This is a genomic window from Streptomyces sp. NPDC001599, from assembly GCF_042893535.1.
Classification (GTDB): Bacteria; Actinomycetota; Actinomycetes; order Streptomycetales; family Streptomycetaceae; genus Streptomyces.
Map to the genome: position 1 here is coordinate 1 of NZ_JBIAVA010000024.1, position 15,876 is coordinate 15,876.

The window sequence follows — 15,876 nt, forward strand, 5'->3', positions numbered from 1 at the left end:
GAACCACACCAGCGACCAGCACCCGTGGTTCCAGGAGTCCCGCAAGAACCCGGACGGGCCGTACGGCGACTACTACGTCTGGGCCGACGACGACACCCGGTACGCCGACGCCCGCATCATCTTCGTCGACACCGAGGCCTCCAACTGGACCTACGACCCGGTCCGCGGCCAGTACTACTGGCACCGCTTCTTCTCCCACCAGCCGGACCTCAACTACGAGAACCCGGCCGTGCAGGAGGAGATGCTGGCCGCCCTGAAGTTCTGGCTGGACCTGGGCGTGGACGGCTACCGCCTCGACGCCGTGCCCTACCTGTACGCCGAAGAGGGCACCAACTGCGAGAACCTGCCCGCCTCGCACGCGTTCCTCAAGCGGGTGCGCCGGGAGATCGACGCGCAGTACCCGGACACCGTGCTGCTGGCCGAGGCCAACCAGTGGCCCGAGGACGTCGTCGACTACTTCGGCGACTACGCCACTGGCGGCGACGAGTGCCACATGGCCTTCCACTTCCCGGTCATGCCCCGCATCTTCATGGCGGTCAGAAGGGAGTCCCGCTACCCGGTCTCGGAAATCCTCGCCAAGACCCCGGCCATCCCGTCCGGCTGCCAGTGGGGCATCTTCCTGCGCAACCACGACGAGCTGACCCTGGAAATGGTCACCGACGAGGAACGCGACTACATGTACGCGGAGTACGCCAAGGACCCGCGCATGCGCGCCAACATCGGCATCCGCCGCCGGCTCGCCACCCTGCTGGACAACGACCGCGACCAGATCGAGATGTTCACCGCGCTGCTGCTCGCCCTCCCGGGATCCCCGATCCTCTACTACGGCGACGAGATCGGCATGGGCGACAACATCTGGCTCGGCGACCGCGACGCCGTGCGCACCCCCATGCAGTGGACGCCCGACCGCAACGCCGGCTTCTCGACCTGCGACCCGGGCCGCCTCTACCTGCCCGCGATCATGGACCCGGTCTACGGCTACCAGGTCACGAACGTCGAGGCGTCCATGGCCTCGCCGTCCTCCCTGCTGCACTGGACCCGGCGCATGATCGAGATCCGCAAGCAGAACCCCGCCTTCGGCCTGGGTACCTACACCGAGCTGCCGTCGTCCAACCCCGCGGTCCTGGCCTTCCTGCGGGAGTACGAGGACGACCTGGTGCTGTGCGTGAACAACTTCGCGCGGTTCGCCCAGCCCACCGAGCTGGACCTGCGCGAGTTCGCCGGACGCCATCCGGTCGAGCTGTTCGGCGGGGTCCGCTTCCCCGCCATCGGTGAACTGCCGTACCTGCTGACCCTCGGGGGCCACGGCTTCTACTGGTTCCGGCTCACCCGAGTCGCATCCCGCATCGGCCGCCGCGCTTGAGCGTGGGCCGAGGAAAGGACGCGTCACCATGCCGAAGACCGCACCCCTGCGCCCCAGACGCAGGCAGCTCGCCGAGCCGATGGCGTCGCTCGGCGAGTTGCTGCGCCAGTGGCTGCCGCGCCAGCGCTGGTTCGCCGGCAAGGACCGGCCCGTGGCCGAGCTGGGTCTGCTGTCGATGACCGAGCTGTTCCCGGGCTGTCTGCACCTCCTGGTGCACACCGGGCAGGGCTCCGTGCCCTCCCCGGGCGGCGCTCCCCCGGCCGGGGACTGCTACCAGTTGCTCCTCGGCGTGCGCGAGCAGCCCGCGCCGCGGCTGGGCAGGGCCGTCATCGGGCAGGTGCAGGACGGGCCGCTGGCCGGGCGGACGGTCTACGACGCGCTGCACGACCCCCGGACCGCACAGCTTCTCCTGGAACGGCTCCGGCACCCGGGGAAGGCGGGCCCCCTGCGCTTCGAGGCCGACCCCGCGCGGCCGGTGCCCGGCCATCTCGCGCCGCGGCTCCTGGACGCCGAGCAGTCCAACTCCTCGCTGATCTACGGCGACGAGTTCATCCTGAAGCTGTTCCGCCGCATCCAGCCCGGCGTCAACCCCGACCTGGAGGTGCCGGACGCGCTGGCCCGGCAGGGCTGCGGCCGGGTACCGGCGCCGGTGGCGTGGATGCGCACGACCCATCCGTACGGGGCGACGCTCGGCGTGCTCCAGCCGTTCCTGCACGGTGCCTCCGACGGCTGGACCCTCTCCCTGAACGCGCTCGCCGCCGGGGACGAGTTCACCGTGCAGGCCCACGAGCTGGGGCAGGCGATGGGCGACGTGCACCTCGCGCTGGCCTCGGCCTTCCCGGTCGGCGCGCCCGGCGAGAACGGACGCACGGCGGCGGCGATGACCGAGCGGCTGACCGCGGCGGCGCACTGCGTACCGGCGTTGCAGCCCTTCGTCCCAGGTCTGCGGGCAGCCTTCGCGGCACTGTCGACCTGCGACTCCGGGCCGCCCGCCCAGCGCATCCACGGCGACCTCCACCTGGGTCAGGTGCTGCGGGCCGGCCGGGACTGGTTCGTCATCGACTTCGAGGGCGAGCCCTCGCGTCCGCTGGCCGAGCGGCGCAGCGCCCACTCCCCCGTGCGGGACATCGCGGGGATGCTGCGTTCCTTCGACTACGCCGCCCGGCAGCGCCGGCCGTGGCGCCCGGAGTGGGCGCGCCGCTGCCGGGAGGCGTTCTGCGCGGGCTACGCCGCCCGCGCCGGGTGGGACCCCCGTAAGAAGCACGGCCTGCTGCGCGCCTACGAGACGGACCGTGCCGTGTATGAGGTGCTGTACGAGGCCCGGCACCGCCCCGACTGGCTTCCCGTACCCATGGCGGCGATCGAACGACTCGCCGTGAGAGGAGACTGACCCGTGGCCCTCCGCGACACCTCGATCCCCGAGCCGTCCGGTCCCGTCGCGCCCGCACCCGGTGCGTGCGCGACCGCGCCGCCGCTGGACCCCACCGACCGGGGGCGCCTGCTGGCGGGCGCCCACCACGACCCGCACGCACTGCTGGGCGCCCACCCGGTGCCCGGCGGCATCGCCTTCCGGGCGCTGCGCCCCTCCGCCCGCGAGGTGGGTGTGGTCGTGGACGGCGAGCGCCACGCCCTCACGTCGGAGGAGGACGGCCTGTTCTCCGGTGTCCTGCCGCTCGCCGGGATCCCGGCGTACACCCTCGTGGTGTCGTACGAGGACGGGGCGCCGCAGGAGACGCACGACCCGTACCGCTTCCTGCCCGCCCTCGGCGAGCTGGACCTGCACCTGATCGGTGAGGGCCGGCACGAACAGCTGTGGCAGGCCCTCGGCGCCGAGCCGATGACCCACGAGGGCGTCACCGGCACCCGGTTCACGGTGTGGGCGCCGAACGCCCAGGGAGTGCGCGTCGCGACCGACTTCACGCACTGGGACGGCACCGCGTTCCCGATGCGTTCGCTGGGTTCGTCCGGGGTGTGGGAGCTGTTCCTGCCGGGCGTCGGCGAGGGCACCCGGTACAAGTTCGAGATCCACTCGCGGTACGGGCACCGGTTCCTGAAGGCCGACCCGATGGCCCGCGCGGCCGAGGAGCCGCCGAACACCGCGTCCGTGGTGACCGCCTCGCGCTACGAGTGGGGCGACGCCCGGTGGATGCGGACCCGCGCCGACACACCCGTGCACGAGGCGCCGCTCTCGGTGTACGAGGTGCACCTGCCGTCCTGGCGGCCCGGGCTGACCTACCGCGAGCTGGCCGAGGAGCTGCCCGCCTACGTCAAGGACCTGGGCTTCACCCACGTCGAGCTGATGCCGGTCGCGGAGCACCCGTACGGGCCGTCCTGGGGCTATCAGGTCACCGGCTTCTACGCGCCGACCGCGCGCCTCGGCTCGCCGGACGACTTCCGCTTCCTGGTCGACGCGCTGCACCGGGCCGGGATCGGCGTGATCATGGACTGGGTGCCGGCGCACTTCCCGAAGGACGACTGGGCGCTGGGCCGCTTCGACGGCGACCCGCTGTACGAGCCCGGGGACGACCGGCGCGCGACCCACCCGGACTGGGGTACGTACACCTTCGACTTCGCGCGGACCGAGGTGCGCAACTTCCTCGTGGCGAACGCCGTGTACTGGTGCGAGGAGTTCCACATCGACGGCCTGCGCGTGGACGCCGTCGCCTCGATGCTGTACCTGGACTACTCGCGCGACTCCGGCCAGTGGGAGCCCAACCAGTACGGCGGCCGGGAGGACCTGGCGGCCATGGCCTTCCTCCAGGAGATGAACGCGACCCTCTACCGGCGCTGCCCCGGCGTGGTGACCATCGCCGAGGAGTCGACCGCGTGGGGCGGGGTGACCCGGCCGACCGACACCGGCGGGCTCGGATTCGGCCTGAAGTGGAACATGGGCTGGATGCACGACTCGCTGGAGTACGTCGCCCACGAGCCGGTGCACCGCAAGTACCACCACCACGAGATGACCTTCTCGATGGTGTACGCCTACAGCGAGAACTACGTGCTGCCGATCTCCCACGACGAGGTGGTGCACGGCAAGCAGGCGCTGGTCTCGAAGATGCCCGGCGACTGGTGGCAGCGACGGGCGAACGTGCGCGCCTACCTGGGCTTCATGTGGGCGCACCCCGGCAAGCAGCTGCTGTTCATGGGGCAGGAGTTCGCGCAGGGCGCCGAGTGGTCGGAGAAGCAGGGCCCCGAGTGGTGGCTGCTGGACGAGGGGTACCACTCGGCGGGCGACCACCGCGGAGTGCGGGACCTGGTCCGCGAGCTCAACACCCGCTACGCCCGCACCCCGGCCCTGTGGCAGCGCGACACCGACCCGGCCGGCTTCCGGTGGGTCTCGGTGGACGCGGCCGAGGACAACGTCTTCGCCTTCCTGCGGTACGGCAAGGACGGCACTCCGCTGCTGGCGGTGTCGAACTTCTCGCCGGTCGTGCGGCACGCGTACGGGCTCGCCGTCGGCGACGAGGCCGTCGCCTGGCAGGAGGTCCTCAACACCGACGCCGAGGAGTACGGCGGCAGCGGCGTGGCCAACCCGGACCCGGTGAAGCCGGAGGACGGGAGCATCCGGATCACGCTGCCCCCGCTGGCGACGGTGTGGCTGATGCCGTACGCCCTGTGAGCCGGCCAGGTGTCCGGCCGGCTGTCCGGGGCAGTCGGTCGGTGGCACCGGCCCACAGAGAGGCGGCATCACGTGCGCACCGTCGGAGTGGAGGAGGAGCTCCTCCTGGTCGATCCCGCGACCGGTGAGCCGCGGGCGCTGTCCGCCGCCGTACTCGCCCGGGCCTTCCTCGACGGCTCCGGGCAGGACGTGTTCGAGAAGGAGCTGCACGAGCAGATGCTCGAGTTCGCCACGCATCCGCAGGCGGACATGGGGCGGCTGCACACCGAGATCGTCCGCTGCCGCGAGGAGGCCGGGCGGCATGCCGGGGGGATCGGGTGTGCCGTCGCCGCGCTCGCCACCTCACCGCTGCCGGTGACGCCCTCCATCGGCGTGAACCGGCGCTACGAGTGGATGGCCGAGCAGTACGGCGTCGTGGTCCACGAGCAGCTGGTCCTGGGGTGCCACGTGCACGTCTCGGTCGACTCCGACGAGGAGGGCGTCGCGGTGATCGACCGGGTGCGGCCCTGGCTGCCGGTGCTGGCCGCGCTGAGCGCGAACTCGCCGTTCTGGCAGGGCCGGGACTCCTCGTACAGCAGCTATCGCAGCCGGGTGTGGCAGCGCTGGCCGTCGGCCGGTCCCACCGAGCTGTTCGGCTCGGCGGAGCGTTACCACCGCAGGGTCGCGGACATGCTCGCCACCGGGACGATCCTGGACGACGGGATGGTCTACTTCGACATCCGGCTCTCCCAGCGGTATCCGACGGTCGAGTTCCGGGTCGCGGACGTCTGCCTGGACGCCTCCACCGCGGTCGTCCTGGCCGCGCTCGCCCGCGCGCTGGTCGACACGGCGGCGCGGGAGTGGCGCGAGGGCGCGGAACCGGCCGAGCACAGTGTGAGCCTGCTCCGCCTCGCGGCCTGGCGGGCCGCCAGGTCCGGGCTGACGAGTGAGCTGCTCCACCCGGCGACGATGCGGCGGATGCCGGCCGAGACGGTCGTACGGGACCTGCTGGAACACGCCGGGGAGGCCCTCGCGGCCGCGGGCGACCTGGAACGGGTGCGCGAGGGTGTCGAGGAGCTGCTGCGGCACGGCAACGGCGCCCGGGTCCAGCGCGAACTGCTGGTGCGCACGGGCAGCCTGCGGGAGGTCGTCGCCGCGTGCGTGCGCCGCACTCAGGCGGCCTGAGACATCAGTGGATCAGGGGCATCAGTAGATCAGAGGCCTCGGTAGATCAGGGGCCTCAGTAGATCAGCACGAGGGCGTAGCCCAGCAGGCCCGCCGCGAAGATCAGCACGACCGCGAGGATCAGGGCCATCGGCCCCTTGGCCCAGCCCTTGGCCGGATTGCTGAGCAGGTCCTGCGGGCCTGCCTCGGGCATGCTGCTCTCCGCCGGCGGGGTCTCCCCGGGCGGCACTCCGCCGCCCGGCTCCAGGCCGGTGCTGAGTCGGGGTTCGGGATCCGGATTCACGTAGCTCATGTCCCCCGAGTCCCCCGATCGGGCCGAGATCACCGGGTGGGAACACTTCTGCCGTCCGGGCCCCCCGCCGCCTGCGGCTGGGCTAGCCTCCGAGCACCGTCGACCACGGTGTTCGTCCGGGACGTCACCGTCCGTACATGTCAGGAGCCGGCGCATGCACGACCCCGCACTCGCTCCCCGGACCGTCCCGCGGCTGACCGGCGGTCTCGCCGACAGCCTCTTCGAGACGGCCGCCCGCACGCCGACCCTGCCGATGCTCGCCCGCCGCCGCGGTCCCGGCTCGACGGCGTGGGACGAGGTGACCGCGGTGGAGTTCCGCGACGAGGTGGTCGACCTGGCCAAGGGCCTGATCGCGAGCGGGGTCTCGCCGGGCGACCGGGTGGCGATCCTGGCCCGCACCCGGTACGAGTGGACGGTCTTCAGCTACGCCCTGTGGACGGTGGGCGCCGAGGTGGTGCCGATCTACCCGACCTCCTCGCGCGACCAGGTCGAGTGGATCCTGCGGGACGCGGGCTGCGTGGGCGTGCTGGTCGAGGACGAGCAGAACGTGATGACCGTCGGCTCGGTGTGCGCGTCGCTGCCCGCGCTGCGCCACGTCTGGCAGCTGGACGCGGGCGCGCTGGACACGCTGGTGGCGCGCGGCGCGTTCCTCTCGTCCGCCACGGTCGACTCCATGCGCCGCATCGTGCTGCCGGACGCCACGGCGGTGGTGGCCTACACCTCGGGCACCTCCGGCCGCGCGCGGGGCTGTGCGCTGAGCCACCGCGGCCTGGCCGGCCCGTGCGACACGCTGCTCGCCGGGTGGGGCCACACGGTGGCGCCGCCGGGAGAGCAGGGCGCGGTCCTCGCCTACCTGCCCTTCTCGCACGTGTACGGGCTGATGATCCAGAACCTGTGCGTCCGCGGCGGGTTCCTGATGGCCCACGAGCCCGTGCTGACCGGGGAGGCGCTCTCCTCGGCGCTGCGTTCCTTCCGTCCGACGTATCTGTACGCCGTCCCGTCGGTCCTGGAGAAGATCTACAAGAATTTCCTGCGCACGGCCCAGCAGGCGGGACGCGGTGCCCTGTTCGAGCGGGCCGCGGACACCGCGCGCGACTTCGCCACGGCGCTGGAGCGCCGGCGCCTGGGCAGGGGAACCGGGCCCGGATTCGACCTGCGCCTCCAGCACGCCCTGTACGAGCGGACGGTGTACCGGCGGCTGCGCACCGCGCTGGGCGGCCGGGTGACCCGGGCGACGTCGGGCGGTTCGCCGCTCAGCCGCGAGCTCTCCCTCTTCTACGAGGGCATCGGCGTCTACGTGCACGACGGCTACGGGCTGACGGAGACCAGCGGCGGGCTGACGATGCAGCCGCTGGGCCGGGAGAAGTCGGGCACCGTCGGGCAGCCGCTGCCCGGCATGGAGATCCGGGTGGCCGACGACGGGGAGATCCTGGTGCGCGGGCCGTCGCTGTTCCAGGGGTACGTCGGCGACGAGGCCGCCACCCGTGAGGTGCTGCGCGGCGGCTGGCTGGCCACCGGCGACCTCGGGCACCTGGACGACGAGAACTACCTGGCGATCACCGGCCGCAAGAAGGACGTGATCATCACCAGCGGCGGCAAGAGCGTGGCCCCGGCCGCCCTGGAGCAGCGGCTGCGGATGCACCCACTGGTCCACCAGGCGGTGCTGGTCGGCGACAACCGGCCCTGCATCGGTGCGCTGATCACCCTCGACCCGGAGTTCCTGACGCACTGGCGGGCGTCCCTGGCCCTGCCCGGCGACGCCCCGGCCCGGGAGGCACGCGAGGAGAACGCGCTGCGGGAGGAGATCGCGCGGGCCGTGGCCGCGGCCAACAGCGCGGTGTCGCGCTCGGAGTCCATCCGGGTCTTCCGGGTCCTGCCCGACCCCTTCGACGTGGCGGGCGGACTGCTCACCCCGTCGATGAAACTCCGGCGGGACGAGATCGTACGGACCTACTCCCTGGAGATCGACGCCATGTACGAGGCGCGGTCCCACCGCCGGCCGGCCCCGCCGCCCCGGGAGCCGGCCGGCTGGGAGGAGACGGACAACGTGTTCTTCCGCTGACCCGGCACCGGGCCCGTCCCCGGCCCGGCACACCGGCGCGACTAGGTTCGGCCCGCACGGGAACTTACAGACGAAGGGGATGCGAAGGAGAAGGAACGACGCCCGGCCGCTGCCGGGCCGGGAAGGCGCAATGGCAGCCGAACCGCGTTGGGACAGGACACTGGCTTCCGAGGAGATCACGAACCGCACCGCCAGCTTCACCGGGGAGCTGCACAACGTGACCGGTGCGCGGCTGGTCGCGGAGGAATTCCTCTACGACCTCGCCCGTGCGGCGCCGCCCGCGGCGCCCGAGCACTGGGACGACATCCTCCTCGTCGTCACGGAGCTGGCGGCCAACGCCGTGCAGTACGCTCCGGGACCCTTCCAACTGCGGCTGCGGCGGACCTTCGACGGCGTGCACGTGGTGATGCACGACACCAGCACGACGGAGCCCGCGCCGCGCCCCTTCCATCCGAGCAAGGGCGGCGGCGGCATCGGCTGGCATCTGATCCACACCCTGTCCGACCAGGTGAGCGTCGTCACCGGGGAACGGGGCAAGGACATCCACGTCTTCCTGCCCTGGTGACGGGCAGCCGCCGGGGCATCGCCCGCTGTCGTCGTGGACGGCGATCCGCGCAGGCCGGGCGTGACCCGTACGGGGGTAGGCGTTCGGCCGAGTGACACAGCGCTTTGTCCGCGCCGGGGACCTGGGTTAGCCTCTGGCGTATTTTTCTCCTGGGGCGCATCCGTGAACTGCGCGAACGCGGGGACGGGAGGCCGGACCGCCCGAACGGTCCGGCAGGGGGTGGTGGGTCCTCGCCACGAGGACCCCCGGGGAGCGGAACGAGGATACGCATGACCAGCGACAGCACGGGACCGGTCGACGCGGTTCCGGGCGATCAGGAGTTGCGCCGTCTCCTGGCGGGCCTGACGGCCGTGCGGGACGGCGACTTCGGCACCCGTCTGCCGGACGACGCGGACGGGCTGATGGGCGACATCGCCAAGGTCTTCAACGGCATGGTGGACCAGTTGTCCGTGTTCACCTCCGAGGTCACGCGGGTCTCCCGCGAGGTCGGCACGGAGGGCGCCCTCGGCGGGCAGGCGCGGGTGCCGGGGGTCTCGGGCACCTGGGCCGACCTGACGGACTCGGTCAACGCCATGGCGGGCAACCTCACCACCCAGGTCCGTGACATCGCCCAGGTGGCCACGGCGGTCGCCCGGGGGGATCTCTCCCAGAAGATCGACGTGGACGCCCGCGGCGAGATCCTCGAGCTGAAGAACACCATCAACACCATGGTCGACCAGCTCTCCGCCTTCGCCGACGAGGTCACCCGCGTCGCCCGCGAGGTCGGCACCGACGGCCGGCTCGGCGGCCAGGCCGACGTCCAGGGCGTCCGGGGCACCTGGCGCGACCTCACCGACTCGGTGAACTTCATGGCGGGCAACCTGACCAACCAGGTCCGCAACGTCGCCCAGGTGGCCACCGCCGTCGCCGAGGGCGACCTCTCCCAGAAGATCACCGTGGACGCCCGCGGCGAGATCCTCGAGCTGAAGAACACCATCAACACCATGGTCGACCAGCTCTCCGCCTTCGCCGACGAGGTCACCCGCGTCGCCCGCGAGGTCGGCACGGCCGGGAACCTGGGCGGGCAGGCCCGGGTGCGCGGGGTCTCGGGCACCTGGAAGGACCTCACCGACAACGTCAACGTGATGGCGTCGAACCTGACCGGTCAGGTCCGCTCCATCGCCCAGGTGGCCACCGCCGTGGCCCGGGGCGACCTGTCGCAGCGGATCACCGTGGACGCCGAGGGCGAGGTCGCGGCGCTGGCCGACGTGATCAACACCATGGTCGACACGCTGTCGGCGTTCGCCGACGAGGTCACCCGCGTCGCCCGCGAGGTCGGCACCGACGGGCGGCTCGGCGGCCAGGCGAACGTACCGAACGTCGCCGGGACCTGGAAGGACCTCACCGACAACGTCAACTCGATGGCCAACAACCTGACCAACCAGGTGCGCAACATCGCCCTGGTGACGACCGCGGTGGCCCGGGGCGACCTGTCCAAGAAGATCGACGTCGACGCCCGCGGCGAGATCCTCGAACTCAAGACGACCATCAACACCATGGTCGACCAGCTCTCCGCCTTCGCCGACGAGGTCACCCGGGTGGCCCGCGAGGTCGGCACCGAGGGCAGGCTCGGCGGCCAGGCCGAGGTGGAGGGCGTCTCCGGCACCTGGAAGCGCCTCACGGAGAACGTCAACGAACTGGCCGGCAACCTCACCCGCCAGGTCCGCGCGATCGCCGAGGTCACCTCCGCCGTCGCCGAGGGCGACCTGACCCGGTCGGTCACCGTGGAGGCGTCCGGCGAGGTCGCCGAGCTGGGTGACAACATCAACGCCATGGTGGAGTCCCTGCGCGAGACCACGCGGGCCAACCTGGAGCAGGACTGGCTCAAGACCAACCTCGCCCGCATCTCCGGCCTGATGCAGGGGCACCGGGACCTGCCCGTCGTCGCCGAGCTGATCATGGACGAGCTGGTGCCGCTGGTGTCGGCCCAGTACGGCGCCTTCTACCTGGCCGAGGACGGGGACGACGGTCCCGAGCTGCGGCTCGTCGGCTCCTACGGCTACCCGGAGGACACGGCCAGACCCACCCGTATCGCCTTCGGCCGCACCCTGGTCGGCCAGGCCGCGCGCAGCCGGCGCACCATCATGGTGAACGAGCTTCCGCCGGGCTACCTGACCATCTCCTCGGGGCTCGGCGAAGTGGTCCCGGCCGCGCTGGTGCTGCTGCCCATCGTGGTCGAGGGGCAGGTCCTCGGGGTCATCGAACTGGCCTCGGTCGCCGCCTTCAGCCAGATCAACCAGGACTTCCTGGAAATGCTGATGGAGACCATCGGCGTCAACGTCAACACGATCGTGGCCAACGCCCGTACCGACGAACTCCTCGCCGAGTCGCAGCGCCTGACCGGCGAGCTCCAGGCCCGCTCCGCGGAGCTGCAGACCCAGCAGGAGGAGCTCCAGCACTCCAACGCGGAGCTGGAGGACAAGGCGTCCCTGCTCGCGGCGCAGAACCGGGACATCGAGGCGAAGAACCTGCAGATCGAGCAGGCCAGGCAGGAGCTGGAGGCGCGCGCCCAGCAGCTGTCGCTGGCCTCGAAGTACAAGTCGGAGTTCCTGGCCAACATGAGCCACGAGCTGCGCACCCCGCTCAACAGCCTGCTCATCCTGGCCCAGTTGCTCGCCCAGAACCCCTCGCGCAACCTCACCCCGAAGCAGGTCGAGTACGCGGGCATCATCCACTCGGCGGGCTCGGACCTGCTGCAGCTGATCAACGACATCCTGGACCTGTCGAAGGTCGAGGCGGGGAAGATGGACGTCTCCCCCGAACGCGTGACGCTGCGCCAGCTCATCGAGTACGTCGAGGCCACCTTCCGGCCGATGACGAGCCAGAAGGGCCTGGAGTTCAGGGTGACGACGGCCCCCGGGGCACCGGTGGACCTGCTGACCGACGACTCCCGGCTGCGGCAGGTGCTGCGCAACCTGCTGTCGAACGCGGTGAAGTTCACCGAGCGGGGCGGCGTGGAGCTGACCGTCGAACCGGCACCGGACGACGCGGTGCCCAGGGGCGTGGTGCGGGGCGGGCCCGTGGTGGCCTTCCGGGTCAAGGACACGGGCATCGGCATTCCCGAGCAGAACCTGGAGTCGATCTTCGGCGCCTTCCAGCAGGCGGACGGCACGACGAGCCGCAAGTACGGCGGCACCGGGCTCGGCCTGTCCATCACCCGGGAGATCGCCCAGTTGCTGGGCGGCGCCGTCACGGTGGACAGCACGCCCGACCGGGGCAGCACCTTCACGCTCTACCTGCCGGTGGCCCGGCCCGACTTCGAGGACCTGCTGGCCCGCTCCCCCGAGCACCTCGCGGCCGACGCGTCGGCCGACGTCCTCGACCGCCCGGCACCGGTGGCCGAGCTGACCGGCGGCCACCGCCGGCGGCCCCGGCGCCTGCTCGTCGTGGAGGAGCGTCCGCGCGGTCTGCTGACCCTCGTCGCGGAGAGCGTGGTCGCCGACCTGACCCACGGGCGGGACGACGCGGGCGACCGGCCCCCGCTCGACGTCATCACGGCCGTGAGCGCCGAGGAGGCCGCCGGAGCACTGGCCGCCGAGCCGTGCCACTGCGTCGTCCTGGAGCTCGGCATGCCGGACGACGAGGCGTCCCGCTTCCTGCGGGCGCTGCGGGGCGACTCGGCGCTGGCGAGCGTGCCGGTGCTCGTGCACAGCGGCCACCGGGCGGACGCCGCCGTGGAGGAGGACCTGCGCTCGCGCACGGCCGGCGGGACGCTGGAGTTCCTGGCCGGCCTCGACGAGCTGCGCGAGCGCATCGCACTTCACCTGGCCGCCGAGGAACCCGGGGACGTGCTCTCCCTGGTGCGGCCGGAGGAGCCGCCGCGTCCGGACCCGCGGGCCGGTCAGGGTCCGCCCGCCGGGCGCACCGTCCTCGTCGTGGACGACGACGCGCGCAACCTGTTCGCGCTCAGCGGGATCCTGGAGCTGCACGGGTTCCGGGTGCTGCACGCGGAGAACGGCCGCCGGGGCATCGAGGCGCTCATGGCCCACCCGGACGTCGCACTGGTCCTGATGGACGTGATGATGCCCGAGATGGACGGCTACACGGCGACGGCCGAGATCCGCCGCATCCCGAGGTACGCCGAGCTGCCGATCATCGCGGTCACGGCGAAGGCGATGCCCGGCGACCGGGAGAAGAGCCTGGCCTCGGGTGCCAGCGACTACGTCACCAAACCCGTCGACACCCAGGACCTGATCGCCTGCGTCCGCCGGTGGCTGCCCGCATGAGCGTGTCCGAGCAGCCCGGCGAGCCGGGCGCCGGTGTCCGGCTCGCCGGGCAGGTCGGCATGACGCCGCTGTCGCCCGTGGGCAGGCTGGCGGCCACGGTGGACCGGCTCAGCCGCGAGGTGCGGGCCGCCCAGGCGGAGGCCGAGGGCCGGGCGCTGATCGAGCTGGCCAAGGGCATCCTGGTCGCGCGGCTCGGCTGCGGCCCGGCCGAGGCCGCCCGGCAGCTCGCCGAGCTGGCCGAGCAGTCCGGGGCGACGCCGCTGGAGTTCGCGGTCGACGTCATCAACCAGGCCGCCCGGGACCGCGTGTCGGAGGTGACGGACGCGTTTCTCGCGGCCACGGCCGCGGTGCGGGCGGCGGCCCCCGAGGACGGCACGGACAACCCGGACAACTCTGACAACGCGGGCGGCAATCGCGCCGGGGAGGCGGGCGAGGCGGTCGCCGAGTCCGCCGCCGTACGCCTGCGGGCGGCCGAGAGCGGCGCACTGGCCGCGGACGACACCCAGGCCGTCGCCGACGCGCTCCTGGAGCAGGCGCTGCGCCCGCTCGGCGCGGTCGCGGTGGCCATCTGGTCGGCCGGGTACGACGGGTCGCTCACCCTGGTGGGCAGCGCCGGGTTCCCGCCCGCCGAGGCGGCCCGCTGGCGGTACGTGCCGCCGGACGTGGCGACGGTGGCCCGGTGCGGACTGACGGAGCGCTCGGGACAGTGGTTCGCGTCCCTCGCCGGGACGGGGCTGCCCAGCGTGGGCCGGCACCAGTACCCGGACGGCGGCAGGGTCGCCGTGCCCGCCGGCACCGGGGGGCGCATCCACGGCGTGCTGGAGATCGCCTGGCCGGTGCCGCTGGCCCCGCAGCCCCCGCAGGTGGTCCGTCAGGTGGAGGCCCTGGCGGAGCTGTGTGCGCACACCCTGGAGTCGTACACGCCGCCGCGCGAGGCCGGGCAGGAGCCGCGGGTCCTCCCGGACGCGGTGGAGCTGATGGACCTGGCCGACGGGCTGCACGACCCCGCCCTGGTGCTGGTGCCGCACCTGGACGCGGCCGGGCAGCTGGCGGACTTCCGCATCCAGCACGTGAACAGGCGCTTCATGGATCCGGCCGGACGGCCGCGTGCCGTCGTGGGCGGTGCGCTGCTGCTCGAGGCCTATCCGATGGCCGCCGGGGACAGCGAGCTGTTCCAGAACGTGGAGCGCGTGTACGCCACGGGCGAGCCGTTCCGCGCCCGGCATCTGAACCTGACCGCGCTGGTGGACCAGGTGCCGCTGTCGGCCGTCGCGGACATCAGCATCAGCCGGCACGGCAACGCGGTGCTGCTCATCTGGCGCATCGAGGACGAGACGGCCCGGCTGGCCAGCCTCCTCCAGCACGCCCAGCGGCTCGGCCGCATCGGCGGTTTCGAGGAGAACCTGCTGACCGGCGAGATCACCTGGAACGGTCAGCTGTTCGACCTGTACGGGCGCCCGCACACGAGCACGCCGGTGCCGCTGGAGGAGCTGGCCGCCCACGCCCACCCGGACGACGCCGTGGCCATCGGGCGGTTCCTGCGCACGCTGCTGCACCACCGGCGGCCGGCGTCGGCGGCGTTCCGGCTGCGGCGGCCCGACGGGGTGACCCGGCACGTGCGGGTGGTGGCCGAGCCGGTCCTGGACACCGACGACCGGCTGCTCCTGGTCCGGGGTGCCTGTCAGGACATCTCGGCCCAGCACTGGACGGAGGTGGCGCTCGCCGCGACCCGCGACCAGCTGGCGCACACCGAGCAGCAGGCCGTCGAGCGCGCCCGGCTCACCCTGCAGTTGCAGCACGCCATCATGCCGCCCGCCCAGACCCCGCTGCGGGTGCCGGACCTCCAGGTCGCCGTACGGTACCGGCCCGCGGAGACGGAGCAGCTGGTGGGCGGCGACTGGTACGACGCGGTGATGCTGCCGAGCGGTCTTGTGCTGCTGTGCGTGGGCGACGTCGCCGGGCACGGGATAGAGGCGGCGACGAGCATGGTGGTGCTGCGCAACGCGCTGCGCGGCCTCGCGGTGACCGGGGCCGGTCCCGGACAGCTGCTGTCCTGGCTCAACATCGTGGCGCACCATCTGACGGGCGGGGTCACCGCCACGGCGGTGTGCGGCCTGTACGACCCGGCCCGGCGCACGCTGCGCTGGGCCAGGGCGGGCCATCTGCCGCCGGTGCTGGTGCGGGGCCCGGGAGCGGAGCCGCTGCCGCTGGTGCGGGGCATGCTGCTGGGTGCGGTGGCGGAGGCCGCGTACGAGGAGGCGGAGGCGCAACTGGCCGCCGGGGACACGCTGCTGATGTACACCGACGGCCTGATCGAACGCCGCGACCGGCCGGTGGAGGAGGCGCTGGCCCAGCTGCTGAGCACGGTGCGTCCGACGCCCAACACCCTGGACCAGCATCTGGACCGGCTGCTCACCTACAGCAGGTCGGACACGGACGACGACACCTGTCTGGTGGGCATCCGGGTGAGCTGAGGCACGGTGGGGCGAACGGGCCCGGCCGGCAGGTGTGGAGTCGGGATCCGGGGGTATCCGCCCGGCGCGGTG

At 72.5% G+C, this 15,876-nt stretch carries 9 protein-coding genes; 8 read left to right on the forward strand and 1 reads right to left on the reverse strand.

What is annotated here, in order from left to right; translation table 11 throughout:
• The 4 genes from treS to ACFYZ3_RS36035 all read left to right on the forward strand — a co-directional run.
• The coding region (gene treS / locus ACFYZ3_RS36020; RefSeq protein WP_388526932.1) for a maltose alpha-D-glucosyltransferase at positions 1–1,363 on the forward strand (1,363 nt) is incomplete at its 5' end.
• Between the two features lie 28 nt (positions 1,364–1,391).
• Positions 1,392–2,753: a maltokinase gene (locus ACFYZ3_RS36025; RefSeq protein ID WP_388526935.1), complete on the forward strand. Its 1,362-nt coding sequence runs from the start codon at positions 1,392–1,394 to the stop codon at positions 2,751–2,753.
• A gap of 3 nt (positions 2,754–2,756) precedes the next feature.
• Positions 2,757–4,982 (forward strand): 1,4-alpha-glucan branching enzyme, encoded by a 2,226-nt coding sequence (glgB, locus tag ACFYZ3_RS36030; RefSeq protein ID WP_388526938.1) that lies wholly within the window; start codon positions 2,757–2,759, stop codon positions 4,980–4,982.
• Positions 4,983–5,054: 72 nt separating this feature from the next.
• Complete coding sequence (locus ACFYZ3_RS36035; protein WP_388526941.1) at positions 5,055–6,146, forward strand: glutamate--cysteine ligase; 1,092 nt, start codon at positions 5,055–5,057, stop codon at positions 6,144–6,146.
• A 55-nt stretch (positions 6,147–6,201) separates the two neighbouring features.
• Here ACFYZ3_RS36035 and ACFYZ3_RS36040 read toward each other — a convergent pair whose 3' ends face one another.
• Complete coding sequence (locus ACFYZ3_RS36040) at positions 6,202–6,438, reverse strand: DUF6480 family protein (protein WP_361014724.1); 237 nt, start codon at positions 6,436–6,438, stop codon at positions 6,202–6,204.
• A gap of 154 nt (positions 6,439–6,592) precedes the next feature.
• On the opposite strand from ACFYZ3_RS36040, the gene ACFYZ3_RS36045 reads away from it, so the two are divergent.
• The 4 genes from ACFYZ3_RS36045 (at position 6,593) to ACFYZ3_RS36060 (ending at position 15,804) form a co-directional block, all read left to right on the forward strand.
• A complete protein-coding gene (locus ACFYZ3_RS36045; RefSeq protein WP_388526945.1) occupies positions 6,593–8,500 on the forward strand; it encodes an AMP-dependent synthetase/ligase in 1,908 nt (635 codons plus the stop codon).
• Between the two features lie 130 nt (positions 8,501–8,630).
• A complete protein-coding gene (locus ACFYZ3_RS36050; protein WP_388526948.1) occupies positions 8,631–9,065 on the forward strand; it encodes an ATP-binding protein in 435 nt (144 codons plus the stop codon).
• Positions 9,066–9,334: 269 nt separating this feature from the next.
• Entirely contained in the window at positions 9,335–13,330 is a 3,996-nt protein-coding gene (locus ACFYZ3_RS36055) for a HAMP domain-containing protein (RefSeq protein WP_388526951.1), read from the forward strand.
• Positions 13,327–15,804 carry a SpoIIE family protein phosphatase gene (locus ACFYZ3_RS36060; RefSeq protein WP_388526954.1) on the forward strand — a complete coding sequence of 826 codons (2,478 nt, stop codon included), beginning with the start codon at positions 13,327–13,329 and terminating at the stop codon, positions 15,802–15,804. Before ACFYZ3_RS36055 ends, ACFYZ3_RS36060 begins: the two co-directional genes overlap by 4 nt.
• Positions 15,805–15,876 lie beyond the last annotated feature (72 nt).

Coding starts and splice junctions, on each gene's coding strand:
- ACFYZ3_RS36040 (WP_361014724.1), bottom strand. CDS start 6,438: ATGAGCTACGTGAATCCGGATCCCGAACCCCGACTCAGCACCGGCCTG.
- ACFYZ3_RS36060 (WP_388526954.1), top strand. CDS start 13,327: ATGAGCGTGTCCGAGCAGCCCGGCGAGCCGGGCGCCGGTGTCCGGCTC.
- ACFYZ3_RS36025 (WP_388526935.1), top strand. CDS start 1,392: ATGCCGAAGACCGCACCCCTGCGCCCCAGACGCAGGCAGCTCGCCGAG.
- ACFYZ3_RS36045 (WP_388526945.1), top strand. CDS start 6,593: ATGCACGACCCCGCACTCGCTCCCCGGACCGTCCCGCGGCTGACCGGC.
- ACFYZ3_RS36055 (WP_388526951.1), top strand. CDS start 9,335: ATGACCAGCGACAGCACGGGACCGGTCGACGCGGTTCCGGGCGATCAG.
- ACFYZ3_RS36050 (WP_388526948.1), top strand. CDS start 8,631: ATGGCAGCCGAACCGCGTTGGGACAGGACACTGGCTTCCGAGGAGATC.